Source organism: Blastococcus sp. DSM 46786, from assembly GCF_900109665.1.
GTDB classification, from domain to species: domain Bacteria; phylum Actinomycetota; class Actinomycetes; order Mycobacteriales; family Geodermatophilaceae; genus Blastococcus; species Blastococcus carthaginiensis.
This window is the reverse complement of record NZ_FOAO01000031.1, coordinates 1-18114: the sequence shown is the minus strand read 5'-3', so window position 1 is coordinate 18114 and position 18114 is coordinate 1. Positions and strand designations below refer to the sequence as shown.

19 protein-coding genes and 1 tRNA gene are annotated in these 18114 nt (G+C 73.0%); 16 read left to right on the top strand and 4 right to left on the bottom strand.

Annotated elements, in window-relative coordinates; translation table 11 throughout:
- Window positions 1–43 precede the first annotated feature (43 nt).
- The 10 genes from BMW62_RS21120 (at window position 44) to clpX (ending at window position 9362) form a co-directional block, all read left to right on the top strand.
- On the top strand, window positions 44–1165 hold the full coding sequence (locus BMW62_RS21120) for a sensor histidine kinase (protein WP_091935372.1): 1122 nt from the start codon (window positions 44–46) through the stop codon (window positions 1163–1165).
- Window positions 1162–1824 (top strand): response regulator, encoded by a 663-nt coding sequence (locus tag BMW62_RS21115; RefSeq protein WP_091935369.1) that lies wholly within the window; start codon window positions 1162–1164, stop codon window positions 1822–1824. The genes BMW62_RS21120 and BMW62_RS21115 overlap by 4 nt, the downstream gene beginning before the upstream one ends.
- An 83-nt stretch (window positions 1825–1907) precedes the next feature.
- Window positions 1908–2594, top strand: a complete 687-nt coding sequence (locus BMW62_RS21110; protein ID WP_091935412.1) for a DUF2306 domain-containing protein — start codon at window positions 1908–1910, stop codon at window positions 2592–2594.
- Window positions 2595–2641: 47 nt separating this feature from the next.
- On the top strand, window positions 2642–4093 hold the full coding sequence (locus BMW62_RS21105) for an amidase (protein ID WP_211435228.1): 1452 nt from the start codon (window positions 2642–2644) through the stop codon (window positions 4091–4093).
- Window positions 4090–4395: a YciI family protein gene (locus BMW62_RS21100; RefSeq protein WP_139206342.1), complete on the top strand. Its 306-nt coding sequence runs from the start codon at window positions 4090–4092 to the stop codon at window positions 4393–4395. The genes BMW62_RS21105 and BMW62_RS21100 overlap by 4 nt, the downstream gene beginning before the upstream one ends.
- 165 nt (window positions 4396–4560) lie before the next feature.
- A tRNA-Pro gene (locus tag BMW62_RS21095) sits at window positions 4561–4634 on the top strand.
- A gap of 133 nt (window positions 4635–4767) precedes the next feature.
- Entirely contained in the window at window positions 4768–6246 is a 1479-nt protein-coding gene (gene tig / locus BMW62_RS21090) for a trigger factor (protein WP_091935363.1), read from the top strand.
- A gap of 315 nt (window positions 6247–6561) precedes the next feature.
- Window positions 6562–7140 (top strand): ATP-dependent Clp protease proteolytic subunit, encoded by a 579-nt coding sequence (locus BMW62_RS21085; protein ID WP_091935403.1) that lies wholly within the window; start codon window positions 6562–6564, stop codon window positions 7138–7140.
- Between the two features lie 20 nt (window positions 7141–7160).
- Window positions 7161–7790 (top strand): ATP-dependent Clp protease proteolytic subunit, encoded by a 630-nt coding sequence (locus tag BMW62_RS21080; RefSeq protein WP_091935358.1) that lies wholly within the window; start codon window positions 7161–7163, stop codon window positions 7788–7790.
- A gap of 297 nt (window positions 7791–8087) precedes the next feature.
- On the top strand, window positions 8088–9362 hold the full coding sequence (gene clpX / locus BMW62_RS21075) for an ATP-dependent Clp protease ATP-binding subunit ClpX (protein WP_091935355.1): 1275 nt from the start codon (window positions 8088–8090) through the stop codon (window positions 9360–9362).
- Window positions 9363–9694: 332 nt separating this feature from the next.
- Here clpX and BMW62_RS21070 read toward each other — a convergent pair whose 3' ends face one another.
- Window positions 9695–10621: a DUF559 domain-containing protein gene (locus BMW62_RS21070; protein ID WP_170852506.1), complete on the bottom strand. Its 927-nt coding sequence runs from the start codon at window positions 10619–10621 to the stop codon at window positions 9695–9697.
- 246 nt (window positions 10622–10867) lie between these two features.
- On the opposite strand from BMW62_RS21070, the gene BMW62_RS21060 reads away from it, so the two are divergent.
- A complete protein-coding gene (locus BMW62_RS21060) occupies window positions 10868–11395 on the top strand; it encodes a DUF1697 domain-containing protein (RefSeq protein ID WP_091935350.1) in 528 nt (175 codons plus the stop codon).
- Between the two features lie 96 nt (window positions 11396–11491).
- Here BMW62_RS21060 and valS read toward each other — a convergent pair whose 3' ends face one another.
- Complete coding sequence (valS, locus tag BMW62_RS21055) at window positions 11492–14092, bottom strand: valine--tRNA ligase (RefSeq protein WP_091935347.1); 2601 nt, start codon at window positions 14090–14092, stop codon at window positions 11492–11494.
- Between the two features lie 80 nt (window positions 14093–14172).
- On the opposite strand from valS, the gene BMW62_RS21050 reads away from it, so the two are divergent.
- The 4 genes from BMW62_RS21050 to ndk are packed head-to-tail and all read left to right on the top strand — an operon-like array spanning window position 14173 to window position 16828.
- Complete coding sequence (locus BMW62_RS21050) at window positions 14173–14628, top strand: YccF domain-containing protein (protein ID WP_170852505.1); 456 nt, start codon at window positions 14173–14175, stop codon at window positions 14626–14628.
- A gap of 21 nt (window positions 14629–14649) precedes the next feature.
- Entirely contained in the window at window positions 14650–16002 is a 1353-nt protein-coding gene (locus BMW62_RS21045; protein WP_244524202.1) for a bifunctional folylpolyglutamate synthase/dihydrofolate synthase, read from the top strand.
- Entirely contained in the window at window positions 15999–16406 is a 408-nt protein-coding gene (locus BMW62_RS21040; RefSeq protein ID WP_091935345.1) for a DUF4233 domain-containing protein, read from the top strand. Before BMW62_RS21045 ends, BMW62_RS21040 begins: the two co-directional genes overlap by 4 nt.
- An 11-nt stretch (window positions 16407–16417) precedes the next feature.
- Window positions 16418–16828, top strand: a complete 411-nt coding sequence (ndk, locus tag BMW62_RS21035; protein ID WP_091935342.1) for a nucleoside-diphosphate kinase — start codon at window positions 16418–16420, stop codon at window positions 16826–16828.
- A gap of 74 nt (window positions 16829–16902) precedes the next feature.
- Here ndk and BMW62_RS21030 read toward each other — a convergent pair whose 3' ends face one another.
- Window positions 16903–17085 carry a hypothetical protein gene (locus tag BMW62_RS21030; protein ID WP_091935340.1) on the bottom strand — a complete coding sequence of 61 codons (183 nt, stop codon included), beginning with the start codon at window positions 17083–17085 and terminating at the stop codon, window positions 16903–16905.
- Window positions 17086–17171: 86 nt separating this feature from the next.
- Here BMW62_RS21030 and BMW62_RS21025 point away from each other — a divergent pair, with 86 nt between their 5' ends.
- Window positions 17172–17354: a hypothetical protein gene (locus tag BMW62_RS21025; RefSeq protein WP_139206340.1), complete on the top strand. Its 183-nt coding sequence runs from the start codon at window positions 17172–17174 to the stop codon at window positions 17352–17354.
- 49 nt (window positions 17355–17403) lie between these two features.
- Here BMW62_RS21025 and BMW62_RS21020 read toward each other — a convergent pair whose 3' ends face one another.
- Window positions 17404–17670, bottom strand: coding sequence for a helix-turn-helix transcriptional regulator (locus tag BMW62_RS21020; RefSeq protein WP_091935334.1), 267 nt, complete (start codon window positions 17668–17670; stop codon window positions 17404–17406).
- Window positions 17671–18114: the final 444 nt, after the last annotated feature.

Genomic DNA, 18114 nt, shown 5'->3' with positions numbered 1-18114 from the left:
CCGGCTGATCAACTCCGCGGTCCCGGCTCGTACGGTGAGCCGCGTGCAGGGGCTGCTGCGCTCACTCTGGAGCGAACCGCGACCAACCGACCCGCCCGCGCGGGTCTGGTGGGACCGGGTGCTCGTCGGCCTGACCCCGCTCGTCGCCGTGCTCGAGGGCGCCCTCCGGCCGGACCTGCCCGCGCGCTGGCTGCAGGTCGCCGTCCTCTGCGTGCTGGCCCCGCTGCTCCTGTGGCGCCGCAACCGCCCGCTGCTCGTCCTCGTCCTCTGGTTCGGCGCCCTCGCCGCGCTCGCCGTCGTCACCGGTGACGACGACGGCATGTACTCCGCCGCGATCGGCCTGCTGCTGCCCTACGCCGTCGTCCGGTGGGGCTCGGGCCGCGAGGCGCTCGCCGGCGCGGTGCTCATGCTGGTCAGCGCCGCCTCGTCGGTGGTCGTGGGCCCGACCTCGGCAGGGGACGTCATCGGCGGCGCCGCCGTCCTGCTGGCCACCCTGGCCACCGGCGCGGCCGCCCGCTACCGGGCGCGGGCCCGGGCGCGGGAGCTCGACCAGGTGGCCTCGCGGGAGCGTGAGCACCTGGCGCGCGACCTGCACGACACCGTCGCCCACCACGTCTCGGCGATCGCCGTCCGCGCCCAGGCGGGCCTCGCCACGTCGGCCGCGCGACCCGAGGCCGCCACCGAGGCGCTGCGCCTCATCGAGGCCGAGGCGTCCCGGACCCTCGCCGAGATGCGCAGCATGGTCCGCTCGCTCCGCCGGGACGAGCCCGCCGAGCTGACCCCCACCCCCGGGCTCTCCGACCTGCGCGGGCTGGCCGGGGACGACGGGCTCGACGTCGACGTCCGGGTCCTCGGCGACGCGGCCGGCGTTCCGGCCCCGGTGGCGACCGCCGTCTACCGCGTGGCCCAGGAAGCCGTCACCAACGCCCGCCGGCACGCCCGGCGCGCCACCCGCGTCGACGTGCGGGTGGTCGTCGACGATGCGCGGGTGGACCTGCAGGTCAGCGACGACGGCGACGGCGGCGCCCACCCAGGCGACCTGGGCTACGGCTTGCGCGGCATGGCCGAGCGGGTGCACCTGCTCGGCGGCACGTTCTCCGCCGGCCCCGGCCGCGAGCGCGGGTGGATCGTCACCGCCGTGCTGCCCCGGCGGGGACCGGCGTGAGCGTGCGGGTGCTCGTCGCCGACGACCAGGAGATCGTGCGCACCGGGCTGCGGATGATCCTCGACGCCCAGCCCGGCATCGAGGTGGTCGGCGAGGCCGCCGACGGCGCGGCGGCCGTCGAGCTCGCCCGCCGGCTCCGCCCCGACGTCTGCCTCCTCGACATCCGCATGCCCGGCACCGACGGCCTCGAGGCGACCCGGCGGCTCGCCGGTCCGGACGTCGCCGACCCGATCCCGGTCGTCGTCATCACGACCTTCGACCTCGACGAGCACGTCTACGCCGCACTGCGCGCCGGTGCCCGCGGTTTCCTGCTGAAGGACGCCGGCCCCGACCTGCTGGCCCAGGCCGTGCACGCCGCCGCCCGCGGGGACGCCCTCATCGCGCCCAGCGTGACCGCCCGCCTGCTCGACGCCTTCGCCGGCGCCGCCCCCGTCGCCCCGCCCGCCCAGCCGGTCGACCCGCTGACCGACCGGGAGGAGGACGTCCTCGCCGCCGTCGCCCGGGGTCGCTCCAACGACGAGATCGCCCGCGAGCTGCACATCACGCTCAGCACGGTGAAGACGCACGTCGGCAGCCTCATGGCCAAGCTCGGCGTCCGGAACCGCGTGGAGATCGCGATCTGGGCCCACGAGACGCGCCGCCTGCCGCCCCGCCGGTAGCCGGTCCCTCCGACCAAAGGAGGAGGCCGGAACCGGACTTCCAGGCGATGACCTGCGGCTGCGCCGCCGCCACGATCAGGTGCATGACCGCAGGAGCACCGACGACGTCCCGCCGGCAGTGGCTGGTGCCCGCCGGGCTCGTCGCCCTGGCCCTCGTGCCGGTGCTCGCCGGCGCCGTCCGCCTGGTCGAGCTCTCCGGCGGCGCGGCGGTGCTCGAACCCCCGCATTCCGCCGGTGCACCGGTGCCGCTGGCGGTGCACATCGTCAGCGCGCTGGCGTTCACGGTCGTCGGCGCCTTCCAGTTCGTGCCGGGCACCCGCGGCCGGCGGCCCCGCTGGCACCGGGTCACCGGGCGGATCGCCGCGCCGGCCGGCCTCGTCGCCGCGCTCAGCGGGCTGTGGCTGACCTTCGTGATCACCGGGGCCGACGGCGGGCTGCTCACCGCCTTCCGCGCCGCGGCCGGGGCCGGGATGGCCGTGGCGCTGGCGCTCGGCGTCGCGGCGATCCTGCGCCGGGACGTCCGCCGGTACCGGGCCTGGATGCTGCGCGGTTACGCGATCGGGATCGGCGCGGGCACGCAGGTGTTCACCGCCGGCCTGGGGATGGCGCTGCTCGGCGAGCCGGGCCCCACCGCCGAGGCGCTGCTCATGGGCGCCGGCTGGGCGGTCAACCTCGCCGTCGCCGAGTGGCTGATCCGGCGGAAACCGCCCGGACGTCGGCGACCGTCCCCCACCGCAGGGCTGCGGCCGGCGGCCGAGCGGGTGGGCTGAGCGGTGGCCGACCGGAGTCCGTCCCGGACCGCCGCTACGGTGCCGGTGTGATCGAGACCACCTGGATGGACGCCACTGCGCAAGCCGAGCTGGTCCGCACCGGCCGGGCCGCGCCCGCGGAGCTCGTCGACGCCGCGATCGAGCGGATCGAGCGGGTGAACCCGCGGCTGGACGCGGTGATCCGCGAGCGGTTCGCCGCCGCCCGCGCGGAGGCCGCGGGCGACCTGCCCGACGGGCCGTTCCGCGGCGTGCCGATCCTGCTCAAGGACCTCGGCTGCCACGTGGCGGGGGAGGCGACGCACTACGGCACGTCGTTCCTGCGCGACGCCGACGTCCGCTGGTCCGTCGACAGCCACCTCGCCGCCCGCTTCCGCGCCGCGGGCTTCGTCGTCCTCGGCCGCACCAACGTGCCGGAGTTCGGGACGACGATCACCACGGAGCCGGCCGCCAACCCGCCGGCGCGCAACCCGTACGACACCGACCGCTCCACCGGCGGCTCCAGCGGCGGGTCGGCGGCCGCGGTCGCCGCCGGGCTGGTGCCGGTGGCGCACGCCAACGACGGCGGCGGCTCGATCCGCATCCCGGCGGCGGAGTGCGGCCTGGTCGGGCTCAAGCCCACACGGGCCCGGGTCAGCCAGGGGCCGGAGGTGGGGGAGAGCTGGGCCGGCGCCACCATCGACGGCGTCGTCACCCGCACGGTGCGCGACACCGCCGCCGTCCTCGACGCCATCAGCGGCCCCATGCCCGGTGATCCGTACGCCGCCCCGCCGCTGCCGCGGCCGCTCGTCGAGGAGGTCGGGGCCCCGGTGGGCCGGCTCCGCGTCGGGCTGCTGGACGCCGAGCCGGGGGAGCAGTACCTCCGGGACCCCGCCTGCCGCGCCGCGGTGGAGCGCACCGGCCGGCTGCTCGCCGACCTCGGGTGCGACGTGGAGCCCGGGACGCCGGGCGCGATGTTCGACCCCGAGTTCCCCCGCTGGTTCACCAGCACCATCGCGGCGGACGTCGCGCTGACCCTCTCCGCGTTCGAGCGGTCGCTCGGCCGGCCGATCGAGGACGCGGAGCTGGAGCCGCGCAACCAGATGTACCGGGCCGTGGGCCGCAAGCTCTCCGCCGAGCGCTACCTGGGCGCCCGCACGTGGCTCGGCACCTGGAGCCGCCGGATGGCGCAGTGGTGGGCACCGCGGGAGCTGGGCGGCGAGGGCTTCGACCTGCTGGTCACGCCGACCATCGCCGCGCCGCCGCCGGAGCTCGGCTGGTTCACCGCGGCCGGCGAGAAGGAGGAGGGGCGGCGGATCAACAGCCTCATGCCCTACACCTCCCAGTTCAACGTCACCGGCCAGCCGGCGGTCAGCCTTCCGCTGCACCGGACCGGGCAGGGGCTGCCCGTCGGCGTCCAGCTCGTCGCCGCCGTCGGGCGGGAGGACCTGCTGGTCCGCGTGGCGGCCGCGCTGGAGCAGGCGGCGCCGTGGGCCGACCACCGACCGCCGGTGTCGGCGTGAACGGGGGCTCGTACTTCCTGGTGCTGCTCACCGCGGCACCAGGCGCGGGACCCCGCCGCCCCGACCACGAGACCTTCGTCGACTCGCTCGTCGACCGGCAGCTGGTGCTGCTGGGCGGCCCGCTGGGGGAGGGCGACGCCGCCTACGTCCTCCGCTGCGGCTCCCTGGCCGAGGCGCGCGACGTCGCCGCGGCGGACCCGCTGGTGACCTCCGGCGCCTGCGCCGCGGTCGTGACGCCCTGGGACCTCGTCGGCGTGGACCTGCGGCTGGTGGACCCCGACCTGGTCGTCGACGACGGGTGACCGGCCGGGGCCGCCCGACCGCGCCCGCCCGGCCGCTGTACCACGCCCGCCCGGCCGGCCGCCGCACCGCGCCCGCCCGGCCGGCCGCTGTACCGCGCCCGCCCGGCCGGCCGCTGTACCGCGCCCGCCCGGCCGGCCGCCGGTCCGCCTAGACTCGTGCGGCCACGGGGTGTGGCGCAGCTTGGTAGCGCACCTGCTTTGGGAGCAGGGGGCCGCAGGTTCAAATCCTGTCACCCCGACCGGGCGAGCGCGAGGCCCGCATCCCGCCACCGCGCGCTTGCCCCCGACGTCTCTAGACTCGGGGGTCGACCCGGCGTCACGAGTTCGTGCGGACGCCTGCACACCACTGTCTCACCGAGGAGCACTGCCGCTGTGAAAAGCACCATCGAGGAACTGGGCCCCACGCGGGTCCGGATGGCGATCGAGGTGCCGTGGGGGGACCTGGACCACGCCTTCGGTGAGGTCTACAAGGAGCTGGGCAAGCAGGTCCGCGTCCCCGGGTTCCGCCCCGGCAAGGTGCCCAACCGCGTGCTCGACCAGCGCCTCGGCCGCCCCGTGGTCCTGGAGCAGGTCGTGCAGCACGCCGTCCCGGAGATCTACTCCGAGGTCATCCGCGAGAACCAGGTCCGCGTCCTGGGCCAGCCCGACATCGAGGTGACCCGCCTCGACGACAACGACACCCTCGCCTTCACCGCCGAGGTCGACGTCGCCCCGCAGCTCGAGCTGCCGGCCCTCGACTCCCTGGCCGTGACCGTCGACGACGTCGAGGTCACCGACGAGGAGGTCGACCAGCAGATCTCCGTCATGCGCGAGCGCTTCGGCATGCTCACCGGCGTCGAGCGCGCCGCGCAGGACGGCGACTTCGTCTCCATCGACCTCGAGGCCACGCTCGACGGCGAGGTCCTGGAGGACGGCTCGACCACGGGCATGTCCTACGAGGTCGGCTCGGGCAACCTCATGGAGGGCCTCGACGACGCCGTCCGCGGGCTGTCCGCCGACGAGTCGAAGACCTTCCAGACCGCGCTCCTCTCGGGCCCCGACGCCGGCCAGCTGGCCGACGTCACCGTCACCGTCCGCTCGGTGAAGGAGAAGGAGCTGCCGGAGTTGGACGACGACTTCGCGCAGACCGCCAGCGAGTTCGACACCCTCGAGGAGCTGCGGGAGGACGCCCGCACCCGGCTGGCCCGCACCAAGGTGATCCAGCAGGGCGCCCAGGCCCGCGACAAGCTGGTCGAGCACCTCATCGAGACCATCGAGGTGCCCATCCCCGAGAACCTGGTCGAGCGCGAGGTGCAGTGGCGCAACCAGGCCTTCGAGCGCGAGCTCGCCCAGGCGGGCATGGACTGGGACGCGTTCCTGCAGATGTCGGGCGTGGACAGCCGCGAGGACTACGAGGCCGACCAGCGCAAGAACGTCGAGCAGGCGGTCAAGACGCAGTTCATCCTGGACGCCATCGCCGACGCCCGTGAGGTCACCGTCGCCAACGACGACCTCTCGGCGCAGATCATGGCGCAGGCCCAGCGCAACCGGATGAGCCCGGAGCAGTTCGCCCAGCAGTTGCAGCAGAGCGGCAACATCGCCGAGTTCGTCGCCGACGTCCGCCGCACCAAGACGCTCGCCCAGCTGCTCGAGCAGACGACGATCACCGACGAGTCGGGCCGGACCGTCGACCTCGAGGCCCTGCGGCCGAAGACCGTCCAGGCGGCCGCCGAGGAGACCCCCGCCGAGGAGACCTCCGCCGAGGAGACCGAGGAGGCCCCCGCCGAGGCCGAGGAGATCGGCGTCCAGGCCGTCGCCACCGAGGCCGCCGAAGGGGCGACCGAGGACACCGAGGACGTCAACAAGGCCTGAGCCGTCAGGCCCGCGCGACACCGACGACGCCGTCCCACCTTCCGCAGGTGGGGCGGCGTCGTCGCCGTTCCGGGGCGGCCGCTGCGCCGACGGCGAACACCGCCGTCACGGGGACTGTCCCGTCGCAGGTGCGCGTTAGGGTCGACAGGACTCAGGCGATCGCCGGGGGGTACCGCTCCCCGGCGGGCCGTTCCGGGCCTGCACCACACCGAGACCGACTGCCACGACACGCGTCCTACGGAGGTCACCGCACCCGTGAGCACCACCGACCCGAACCTGGCCAGTGCGCCGCTGCTGCGCGCCAACGGCGGGGGGATGAACCTCGGCGACTCGGTCTACGAGCGCCTGCTGCGCGAGCGCATCATCTTCCTGGGCACCCAGGTCGACGACGTCATCGCCAACCAGCTGGCCGCCCAGATGCTCCTGCTGTCCGCGGAGGACCCGAAGCGGGACATCCACCTCTACATCAACTCGCCCGGCGGCTCGGTGAGCGCCGGCATGGCCATCTACGACACGATGCAGTTCATCGACTGCGACGTCGCCACCTATGGCATGGGCCTGGCCGCCTCGATGGGCCAGTTCCTGCTCACCGCCGGCACCAAGGGCAAGCGCTACGCCCTGCCGCACGCGCGGATCATGATGCACCAGCCCTCGGCCGGCGTCGGCGGCACCGCGGCCGACATCGCCATCCAGGCCGACCTGTTCCGCCGCACCAAGCGGGAGCTCAACGAGCTGCAGTCATTCCACACCGGTCAGAGCGTCGAGCAGATCGAGAAGGACGCCGACCGCGACCGCTGGTTCACCGCGCAGGAGGCGCTCGAGTACGGCTTCGTCGACCACGTCGTCAGCCGTGCCGCGATGACCGACAGCGCCAACCCGGTCTCCGACAACTGAGCGCCCGAGGACACAGACAGATGAGCTTCCAGATGCCCTCCAGCCGGTACATCCTGCCCTCCTTCGTGGAGCGCACGAGCTACGGCATGAAGGAGTCCAACCCCTACAACAAGCTCTTCGAGGAGCGCATCATCTTCCTCGGGGTGCAGATCGACGACGCGTCGGCCAACGACGTGATGGCGCAGCTGATCACGCTCGAGTCGGCCGACCCGGACCGCGACATCACCATCTACATCAACTCGCCCGGTGGCTCCTTCACCTCGCTGATGGCCATCTACGACACGATGATGTTCGTGCGGCCCGACATCCAGACCGTCTGCATGGGCCAGGCCGCCTCGGCCGCCGCCGTCCTGCTCGCGGCCGGGACGCCGGGCAAGCGGCTCGCGCTGCCGTACTCCCGCGTGCTGATCCACCAGCCCTCGGGCGAGGCCGGCGGTCAGGTCTCCGACCTGGAGATCCACGCCGCCGAGATCCAGCGGGTCCGCACGCAGATGGAGGAGATCCTGGCGCGGCACACCGGCCGGACCGCCGACCAGGTCCGCGCCGACATCGACCGCGACAAGATCCTGACCGCTCCGGAGGCCAAGGAGTACGGGATCGTCGACCAGGTCATCCAGAGCCGCAAGCTCAACGCCCTGCCCACCCCGTGACCGGTACGGGCCGGGGACGCGCGGGACGCGTGTTCGGCCCGTACCGTCGGGGGTCCGAGGGCACGACGGGACAGAAGGGGAACGGCCTCCGGCGTTCCGGGTGAGTCATTGCCCGACCGCACCGGAGGTGGCGGGTACGTTCGGCGAACGCCCGATCCCCGGCCGGAAGCGCCGGGAGGAGAGCTTCGCGGGGCAGCCTGTCAGCGAAGCCGAGCAGGGGCGCAAGACAACCAAGCAGGGTCCAACCCGCGGGTACCTGGCACCAGGACCGGCGACTGTCGAGGTGGAGGTCAGCAGGTGGCACGAATCGGTGAGAGCGGTGACCTGCTCAAGTGCTCGTTCTGCGGCAAGAGCCAGAAGCAGGTCAAGAAGCTCATCGCTGGCCCCGGGGTCTACATCTGCGACGAGTGCATCGACCTCTGCAACGAGATCATCGAGGAAGAGCTCTCGGAGTCGTCGGACCTGAAGTTCGACGAGCTGCCCAAGCCCAAGGAGATCCACGACTTCCTCGACCAGTACGTCATCGGCCAGGACAAGGCTAAGAAGACGCTCTCGGTCGCGGTCTACAACCACTACAAGCGGATCCAGGCCGGTGGTGACCGCGCCTCCCGCGAGGACGCCGTCGAGCTGGCGAAGTCCAACATCCTGCTGATCGGCCCCACCGGCTGCGGGAAGACCCACCTCGCGCAGACCCTGGCGCGGATGCTCAACGTCCCGTTCGCCATCGCCGACGCCACGGCCCTCACCGAGGCCGGCTACGTGGGTGAGGACGTCGAGAACATCCTCCTCAAGCTGATCCAGGCCGCCGACTACGACGTCAAGCGCGCCGAGACCGGCATCATCTACATCGACGAGGTCGACAAGATCGCCCGCAAGAGCGAGAACCCGTCGATCACCCGCGACGTCTCCGGCGAGGGCGTGCAGCAGGCGCTGCTGAAGATCCTCGAGGGGACGACGGCGTCGGTGCCGCCGCAGGGTGGCCGCAAGCACCCGCACCAGGAGTTCATCCAGATCGACACCACCAACGTGCTGTTCATCGTGGGTGGCGCGTTCGCCGGCCTGGAGCAGGTCATCGAGGCCCGCGCGGGCAAGCAGGGCATCGGCTTCGCCGGGGAGATCCGCGGCAAGCAGGAGATCGAGGACGCCAACGCCTTCGCCGAGGTCATGCCCGAGGACCTGCTGAAGTTCGGCATGATCCCCGAGTTCATCGGCCGGCTCCCGGTGATCACCAGCGTTCGCAAGCTGGACCGCCAGGCGCTGATCAACATTCTGACCCAGCCGAAGAACGCCCTGGTGCGCCAGTACCGGAAGCTCTTCGAGCTCGACGGCGTGGAGCTGGAGTTCACCGACGACGCGCTCGAGGCCGTCGCCGACCAGGCGATCCTCCGCGGCACCGGCGCCCGCGGGCTTCGCGCGATCATGGAGGAGGTGCTCCAGTCGGTGATGTACGACATCCCCAGCCGCGAGGACGTCGCCTCCGTGGTGATCACCAAGGAGGTCGTGCTGGAGCACGTCAACCCGACGATCGTGCCGCGCAAGCCCACCCGCGCCCCCCGCGAGAAGTCGGCCTGATCCGCGGCTGAGTGAACGCCAGAGGCCCAGAACCCACCGGGTTCTGGGCCTCTGGCGTTCAGCGCTCCACCAGCCGGCGCCGGACGACGGCGAGCCCGGCCCCGGCCCCGGGGGGCGGGCTCGCGGCGTTGCCGGCCCGGTCGCCGGTGTCCCGCATTCCCGGCCCGGTCGCCGGCATCCCGCGTTCCCGGCCCGGTCGCCGGCATCCCGCGTTCCCGGCCCGGTCGCGGGATCGCCGCGTTCTCGCCCCGGCTGCGGTCTCCCGAGTGCCAGCAGCGCGGCCCAGGCCGTGGCTGCCGGTGGAGCGATGACCCCGGACGCGACATTCGCGCTCATCGAGTGTCTGTCTGAGGGGCATTGCCCAGGCGATGGCGGTAGATCTGGGCGATCTGGGCGCGGCAACCTGCCGGGTCCGAGGTGGCCCGTCGGTAGCTGAAACGCAGGGTCTGCCATCCGAGGACGGCCAGGGCGGCGTCCCGGCGCAGGTCTCGTTCCCGCGCATCCTCGGAGCCGTGGAAGGCAGCGCCGTCCAGTTCGACCGCCAGCAGGACCTCGGGCCAGGCGGCATCGAGGAGGACGGGCCCGTCGGGTAGGTGCACCCGGTGCTGACGCCGGCACTCCGGCAGCCCGGGGACAGCGAGGATGTGCTGGAGGCCGAAGATCTCCAGCTCGCTGCGGCTTCCGCCGGCGACGAGCCGAAGCAACTCGTGCAGCGCCGCCCGACCGGGCAGGTTGGGACGGCGGTCCAGCTCGGCCGCCACCTGGGTCGGTTGCACGCTCCGTCGCTGCACCGCACGCAGCACCGCTGCCCGGGCCAGGCCGGGGGAGGCCCGCATCGCCGTCGCGCGACAAGCGTCGCCCCAGGTGTCCACCAGGGCCCGGCTCACCAGTGTCGTCACCAGCCCTCGTGCGGTGGTCAGCCCGCACGGCAACCGGCTCCGGTGCACGCGCAGCCACGGTGCCGAGCGCACCCTCGAGCCCGGCGGCACCGTGACGTGCAACCGGGTGTACTCCTCCACGAGGCCGTGGACGGCCAGTGCGCTCCAGTGGCTGAGCGGCCCTCCGCAGTAGGACGCGGCTGCGTGGGCACGCACGGTCCAGTCGTCGACCAGGTCCGGCACGGTGACCCACCCGGGGTGCAGCTGCACGAGGCGGCCGGCGGCGAGCCACCGCCCGATGGTGCGTGGTGCCACGGACCGCGACAGGGCGGCCGTCGACGACACGCGGCCGGGACCGAGCAGCTCGAGGACGTCGTGCACGGCCACAGCGTGAGGGGCAGCCGGCCCACGCCGGGGTCGAGCGGCCTGAGCTGTGGACAACCCCACGGGCGTTGCCCTGAGAGCGGACATTCCGGCGGGCCGGATGTCGCGCTGAGGGACAACGCCCCGGTGGTGCCGGTGGTGCCGGTGGCGCGGGTGGCGCTGGTGGCGCGGGTGGCGGAGGTTCGCGGGGGCGGAGGTGGCGACGGGTGGGGATCGGCGCGACGCGGCGCTAGCGTCCACGGGGTGACGCGGTACGTGGCCCTGCTGCGGGCGGTGAACCTGGGCGCCACCCGCCGCGTCTCCATGCCCAGGCTGCGCGAGGTCCTGGCCGAGCGCGGGTACGGCGCCGTCCGCACCCACATGGCCAGCGGGAACGTGCTGCTCGAGAGCTCGCTGCCCGAGGCCGAGCTCGCCGCCGATCTGACCGCGGCGATCGCGGAGCGATTCGCGCTCGACGTCCCGGTCGTCGTCCGGACGGCGGAGGAGCTGGCCGGGGTGCTCGCCGCCGATCCGCTGGGCCACGTCGCCACCGACCCGGCGCGCTACTCGGTCACCTTCTACGCCCAGCCGCTCGACCCTGAGCGCGTGGCGGCACTTCCGCCGACCGAAGGCTGGCAGTACGTGCCACGAGGCCGCGAGGTGTACGTCTGGCGGCCCGATGGCGTGGAGAGCGATCGCAGGACCGAGCGAACCTGGGCCCAGCTGCTCGGCACCGCGGGCACCAACCGCAACTGGAACACGGTGCGCAAGCTCGTCGAGCTCACCCGCTGAACGATCCGAGGCGATGTGCGCCGAGGGCGCGTTCCCAGCGGGAGAACGCGCCCTCGGCGCACATCACTCGGGGCGGCAGGCCCCGCGTGCAGGGAATCAGCTCTCGGCGACCTCGGCCAGGACGACGTCGACGGTGAGCTCGCCCTCGCCCGGACGCACGGTCAGCGTGCGGATGCGCCCGGCGTCGACGAGGTCCGACTGCCCGGCCTCGACCAGGGGCAGCCGGTCGGCCGCCACCGTGACCGTCGCCGTCTCCACCTCGGCCCGCATCGACTGCTTGGCGTCGGACTTCGCCTTGCGCACCGCGGCCAGCGCCGCCGCCGTCACCGCGACGACTGCCGGATCGCCGTCGGCCGGCAGCTCGGACGCGGCCGGCCACGCCGCGCGGTGCACCGAACCGGTCTGCCACCAGGACCAGACCTCCTCGGTGGCGAACGGCAGCACCGGTGCGAACAGCCGCAGCTGGACGTCGAGCGCGACCGCCAGCGCCGCCTGGGCGGAGATGGCGGCGTCGCCCGAGCCGTAGGCGCGCGACTTCACCAGCTCCACGTAGTCGTCGCAGAACGACCAGAAGAACGCCTCGGTGACCTCGAGCGCGCGCGTGTAGTTGTAGGACTCGAGCGCCGCCGTGGCGTCCTCCACCACGGCGGCCAGCCCGGTGAGCAGCGCGCGGTCGATCGGCTGGGTCACCTGGTCGGCGGTCAGCGAGGCCGAGGCGCCCAGGCCCAGCACGAACTTGCCGACGTTGAGGATCTTCATCGCCAGGCGCCGGCCCACCTTCATCTGCGCCTCGTCGAACGGCGAGTCCGCACCCGGCCGCGCCCCGGCGGCCCGCCAGCGCACCGCGTCGGTGCCGTACCGCTCCAGGACGTCGATCGGCGTCGTCGCGTTGCCCTTGGACTTCGACATCTTCTTGCGGTCGGGGTCGACCACGAAGCCGGAGATGGTGGCGTGCGTCCAGGGCACGGTGCCGTGCTCGAAGTGCGCCCGGACGACGGTGGAGAACAGCCAGGTCCGGATGATGTCGTGCGCCTGCGGCCGCTGGTCCATCGGGAAGACCTTGGCGAACAGTTCCGGGTCGGTGTCCCAGCCCGAGGCCACCTGCGGCGACAGCGACGACGTCGCCCAGGTGTCCATGACGTCGGGGTCGGCCATGAACCCGCCGGGCTTGCCGCGCTGCGACTCGTCGAAGCCCGGCGGCACGTCGGACGACGGGTCGACCGGCAGCGACTCCTCGGCGGCCAGGATCGGGTTCTCGAAGTCCGGCTCGCCGGCCTCGTCGAGGCGGTACCAGACCGGGAAGGGGACGCCGAAGAACCGCTGGCGGCTGATCAGCCAGTCGCCGTTGAGGCCCTCCACCCAGTTGTCGTAGCGGTGCCGCATGTGCTCGGGCACCCACTGGATCTCGCGGCCGCGGGCGACCAGGGCGTCGCGCAGGTCGGCGTCCCGGCCGCCGTTGCGGATGTACCACTGGCGGGTGGTGACGATCTCCAGCGGGCGCTCGCCCTTCTCGAAGAACTTCACCGGGTGGGTGATCGGCCGGGGGTCGCCCTCGAGGTCGCCGGACTCGCGCAGCATCTCCACGATCCGCTGCTGGGCGCTGAAGACGGTCTTCCCGGCGAGCTCCGCGTACGGCCCGGCGGGGACGTCGGCCGGCGGGTCGGCCAGCAGCCGGCCGTCCCAGCCCACGATCGCCCGGGTCGGCAGCTGCAGCTCGCGCCACCAGGTGACGTCGTTGAGGTCGCCGAAGGTGCAGATCATCGCGATGCCCGAGCCCTTGTCCGGCTCGGCGAGGCGGTGGGCGACCACCGGCACCTCGACGTCGAACAGCGGCGTCCGGACCGTCGTCCCGAACAGCGGCTGGTAGCGCTCGTCGTCGGGGTGGGCGACCAGGGCGACGCACGCCGGGATCAGCTCGGGCCGGGTGGTCTCGATGAAGACGGGGCCGTCGGGGCCCGAGAACCCGATCCGGTGGTAGGCGCCGGGGCGCTCGCGGTCCTCCAGCTCGGCCTGGGCGACGGCGGTGCGGAAGGTGACGTCCCAGAGGGTCGGCGCCTCCTGCGCGTAGGCCTCACCGCGGGCCAGGTTGCGCAGGAACACCCGCTGCGCGGTGGCCCGGGAGGACTCCGAGATCGTCCGGTAGACGTTGGTCCAGTCCACCGACAGGCCGACGCGGCGCCAGAGCTTCTCGAACTCCGCCTCGTCCTCCTCCGTCAGTTGCATGCACAGCTCGACGAAGTTGCGGCGCGAGACGGGCTGCTGGACTCTGTCCGACTTCGCTGCCGCTGCGTCTCCTGGCGGCTCGAAGGAGGGGTCGTAGGGCAGCGACGGGTCGCACCGGACGCCGTAGTAGTTCTGCACGCGGCGCTCGGTGGGCAGGCCGTTGTCGTCCCAACCCATCGGGTAGTAGACGTGCTTGCCGCGCATCCGCTGGTACCGGGCGACGATGTCGGTGTGGGTGTAGCTGAAGACGTGCCCCACGTGCAGCGAGCCGCTGGCGGTCGGTGGGGGCGTGTCGATCGACCAGATCCGCTCGCGCGGCGCGGTCAGCGCGGCGTCGCGGTCGAAGCCGTAGGTGTCCTCGGCCGCCCAGCGACCGATCCACTTGTCCTCGAGCCCGTCGACGGTCGGCTTGTCGGGTACGCCGACGGTCGCAGCCGGGGCAGTCGTGTCCGGGGTCGCGATGTCGGGAACCATGCCGCTCATCCTAGGAAGGGCGGGCAACGGGCTTCCGCCCTGCCGGGGAACGCTGCGCCGGTGTCGTGCGTGAAGAGGACGTGGACACGCTGCGCCTGCTGCTCAACCTCGTTTGGCTGGTCCTCCAGGGCTGGATCCTCGCGCTGGCGTACCTGCTGGCCGGGGTCATCGCCTGCCTGCTGGTCGTGACCATCCCGTTCGGCATCGCCTCGTTCCGGCTGGCCGGCTTCGTCGTCTGGCCGTTCGGGCGGACGACGGTGCGCGCGCCGGGTGCGGGCGTCGCGTCGGCGATCGGCAACCTGCTGTGGTTCCTCGTCGCCGGCTGGTGGCTCGCCCTCCTGCACGTGATCGCGGGCATCGGGTTCTGCCTCACGATCATCGGCATCCCCTTCGGTATCGCCTCGTTCAAGCTGGCCGCCGTCGGCCTGTTCCCGCTCGGCAAGCGGGTGGTCGAGACGGCGCCGCCCAGGGACTGGCGGCACGCGGGTGGTGGCGTGGTCGGCGGCCCACCCCCGCGGCGTGCCGGGGCCTGGTGAGCGGCTGGCATCCTTGACCGGGTGAGCAGCAGCACCGGTGACATGGCCCGGGTCGAGAAGGAGCTGCTGGCCCGCTGGCCGGAGAGCCGGCTGGAGCCCTCGCTCACCCGCATCTCGGCGCTGGTCGACCTGCTCGGGTCCCCGCACCGCGCGATGCCGGTCGTCCAGGTGGCGGGTACCAACGGCAAGACGACGACGGCGCGGATGATCGACGAGCTGCTGCGCGGCTTCGGTCTGCGCGTCGGCCGGTTCACCAGCCCGCACCTGGAGTCGATCCGCGAGCGCATCGTCCTCGACGGGGAGCCGGTGGGCGCCGAGCGCTTCGTGGAGACCTACGAGGACATCGCGCCCTACGTGCAGATGGTCGACGCCGCGGGGGAGACCCCGATGAGCTTCTTCGAGGTGATGGTCGGCATGGCGTACGCGCTCTTCGCCGACGCGCCGGTCGACGTCGCCGTCATCGAGGTGGGCATGGGCGGCACCTGGGACGCCACCAACGTGGCCGACGCCCGCGTCGCCGTCGTCACCCCGGTGGACCTCGACCACGCGGAGTACCTGGGCCCCGACGTCGCGACGATCGCGGGGGAGAAGGCCGGGATCATCGCCGCCGACTCGATCGCCGTCCTCGCCCACCAGCAGCCGGGTGCGCTGGACGCACTCGTGCGCCGCGCCGTGGAGGTGGAGGCGGTGGTCGCCCGCGAGGGCACCGAGTTCGGCGTGCTGGAGCGGCGGGTCGCCGTCGGCGGGCAGCAGGTGCGCCTGCAGGGCCTCGGCGGCGAGTACGAGGAGGTCTTCCTCCCGCTGTTCGGTGCCCATCAGGCGCAGAACGCGGTGACGGCTCTGGCCGCGGTCGAGGCGTTCCTCGGCGCGGGCGCGGCGACCGGGCCGATCGAGCAGGAGACCGTCCGCGCCGCGTTCGCCGCCGTGCGCTCGCCCGGCCGGCTGGAGCGGGTGCGCACCAGCCCCACGGTGCTCGTCGACGCCGCGCACAACCCGGCCGGCATGCGGGCGACGGTCGAGGCGATCCGGGAGTCCTTCGACTTCACCCGGCTCGTCGGCGTGGTCGGCTGCGTGCACGGCAAGGACGTCGCCGGGATGCTCGCCGCGCTGGAGGAGATCTGCGCGGAGCTCGTCGTCACCCAGAACGGCTCGCCGCGCGCGATGCCGGCCGACGAGCTCGGCGCCCTGGCCGTCGACGTCTTCGGCGCCGACCGGGTGAGCGTCCAGCCGGCGCTCCCCGAGGCGCTCACCGAGGCGGTCGAGCTGGCCGAGGCCGGTCCGGACGACGCCCTCGGCGGCTCGGGCGTGCTGGTGACCGGCAGCGTGATCACCGCCGGTGAGGCGCGCACGCTCATGGCGCGGGGCTCGCGGTGACCGCTGCCGACCCGCCGCGCGCCGCCAAGGCCCTGCGCGGGGCCGCCGCCGCGGTGCTGGTGCTCGAGGGCATCGCGGTGCTGTTCGTGCCCCGCGGCATCGCCCAGACGGACGAGGGGCTCGGCGGGGGGCTGCTCGCGCTGCTGCTCGTGCTGGCCCTCGTCCTGATCCTCGCCAGCGGGATCCAGCGCCGTCCGCGCGGGCTGGTGATCGGCACGGCGCTGCAGGTGCCCCTGCTGGCGACCGGGCTGATCAACGGGGTCATGTGGTTCGTCGCCGGGGCGTTCCTGCTCATCTGGGCCTACCTGCTGCAGGTGCGCAAGGAGCTGATCGGGACCGCCTTCGGCACCGTCGAGGCGCCGGACCGCACCGACGGCGGCGGGAGCGCCACGCCCACCCCGTAGGCTGCCGCCCCGTGACCGAACGCACCCTCGTCCTCGTCAAGCCCGACGGCGTCTCCCGCGGCCTGGTCGGCGAGGTGATCACGCGGCTCGAGCGCAAGGGCCTGCGCCTGGTCGCCGCCGAGCTGCGTACCCTGGACCGGGAGACCGCCGAGACCCACTACGCCGAGCACCGTGAGCGGCCGTTCTTCGCCGACCTCGTCGAGTTCATCACCGGTGGCCCGCTGATGGCGCTGGTCGTCGAAGGGCCGCGGGCGATCGAGGCTTTCCGCGCCCTGGCCGGCGCGACCGACCCGGTGAAGGCGGGGCCGGGCACCATCCGCGGCGACTTCGCCCTCGAGGTGCAGAACAACATCGTGCACGGCTCCGACTCGCCCGAGTCCGCCGCGCGCGAGGTGAAGCTCTTCTTCCCCGACCTCGTCTGATCCCGTAGGCAAAGGAAGCTATCCCTGCGGATCGAAGCCCGAGAGCGCAGGTAAAGCTTCCTTTGCCCAGGGGGTCACAGGTCGGCGTCGTCCTCGTCGGGGGCGGTCCAGGCCAGGTGCCAGTAGGAGAGCAGCCCGGCGGCGAGCCACAGCAGGAAGCCGAGGCAGAGCGCCAGCGCCACGTGGTCGCTCAACGCCACCACCGTGACGCCGCCGCTCCACGCCAGGAAGTGCATCGCCGTCGCCGGCCACGCCATCGCCGGTGAACGAGCGGTCGCGCAGCCGCAGCTGGTGCTCGTCGAGGGACCGGGCGCTCCGGTCGAACACCCCGCGGATGCCCGCGTTGAGCACCGAGTGCAGCGGGATGATGCCGAGCATCCCCACCGTCCAGACGGCGAAGAACCACGTCGACCAGCCCTCGGTCGACGCGGCGCACACCAGCGTCGCGGTGACGAGCGCGGCGAACAGCGCTTCCTCGGCGAGCACCGCCCGGCGCCGGATGCGACGGCTGCGCGCCCAGTCGTAGCGGCTGTCGTCGAAGGTGCGGGCCAGGTAGGTCTGGTCGGGGGAGATGCTCATGACGTCCTCCTGAGCAGTTCCTCGCTGAGCGAGGGCAGCGGGTCGAGCGAGAACACCGCCTCGACCGGCAGGTCGAAGAAGCGGGCGATGCGCAGGGCCAGGGCCAGCGACGGGCTGTACTCGCCGCGCTCCACGTAGCCGATCGTCTGGGGGTGGACCCCGACGGCGTCCGCGAGCTCCTTCCGGCTCGCGCCGCGGTCGGCCCGGAGCACCGCGATGCGGTCGTGCACCTTGTCCGCCTCGGACTTCGGCTGTCGTCCCATACGACGAAACGTAACATTAATACAAAGGGTCGCCCGGGTCTCCGTCATCCTGGCTCACCCGGTGTGGTCCTGGCTCGCCGTCGACGCTGAGCCAGGACCCCTGTCGATCAGGTGACAGTGAGGATGTAGGCGGGCCCCGCAGCAACCGTTCCTGACCCTTCAGGTGACTGACCTCGGGTCTTTATCCGGATCTGTCGGTTCGGTCGCTGCGGGGCCCGCTGCACTCACCAAGCCTGGCGGTGTGACCTCATAGGAGCCTGTGCCAGCAGGCACCCATCACTGTCTTGTCCGCTCGCCCGGCGGTGCGTGCCGCCCTGTCGGTTGCGAGCGAGGAGGACGGCGATGACCACCATCGCACCAGAGACTGCCCCGGACCAGGTCCAGGTGACCGGTGGCGTGGACACCCATTGCGACACCCACACCGCGGCCGCGGTCGACACCACC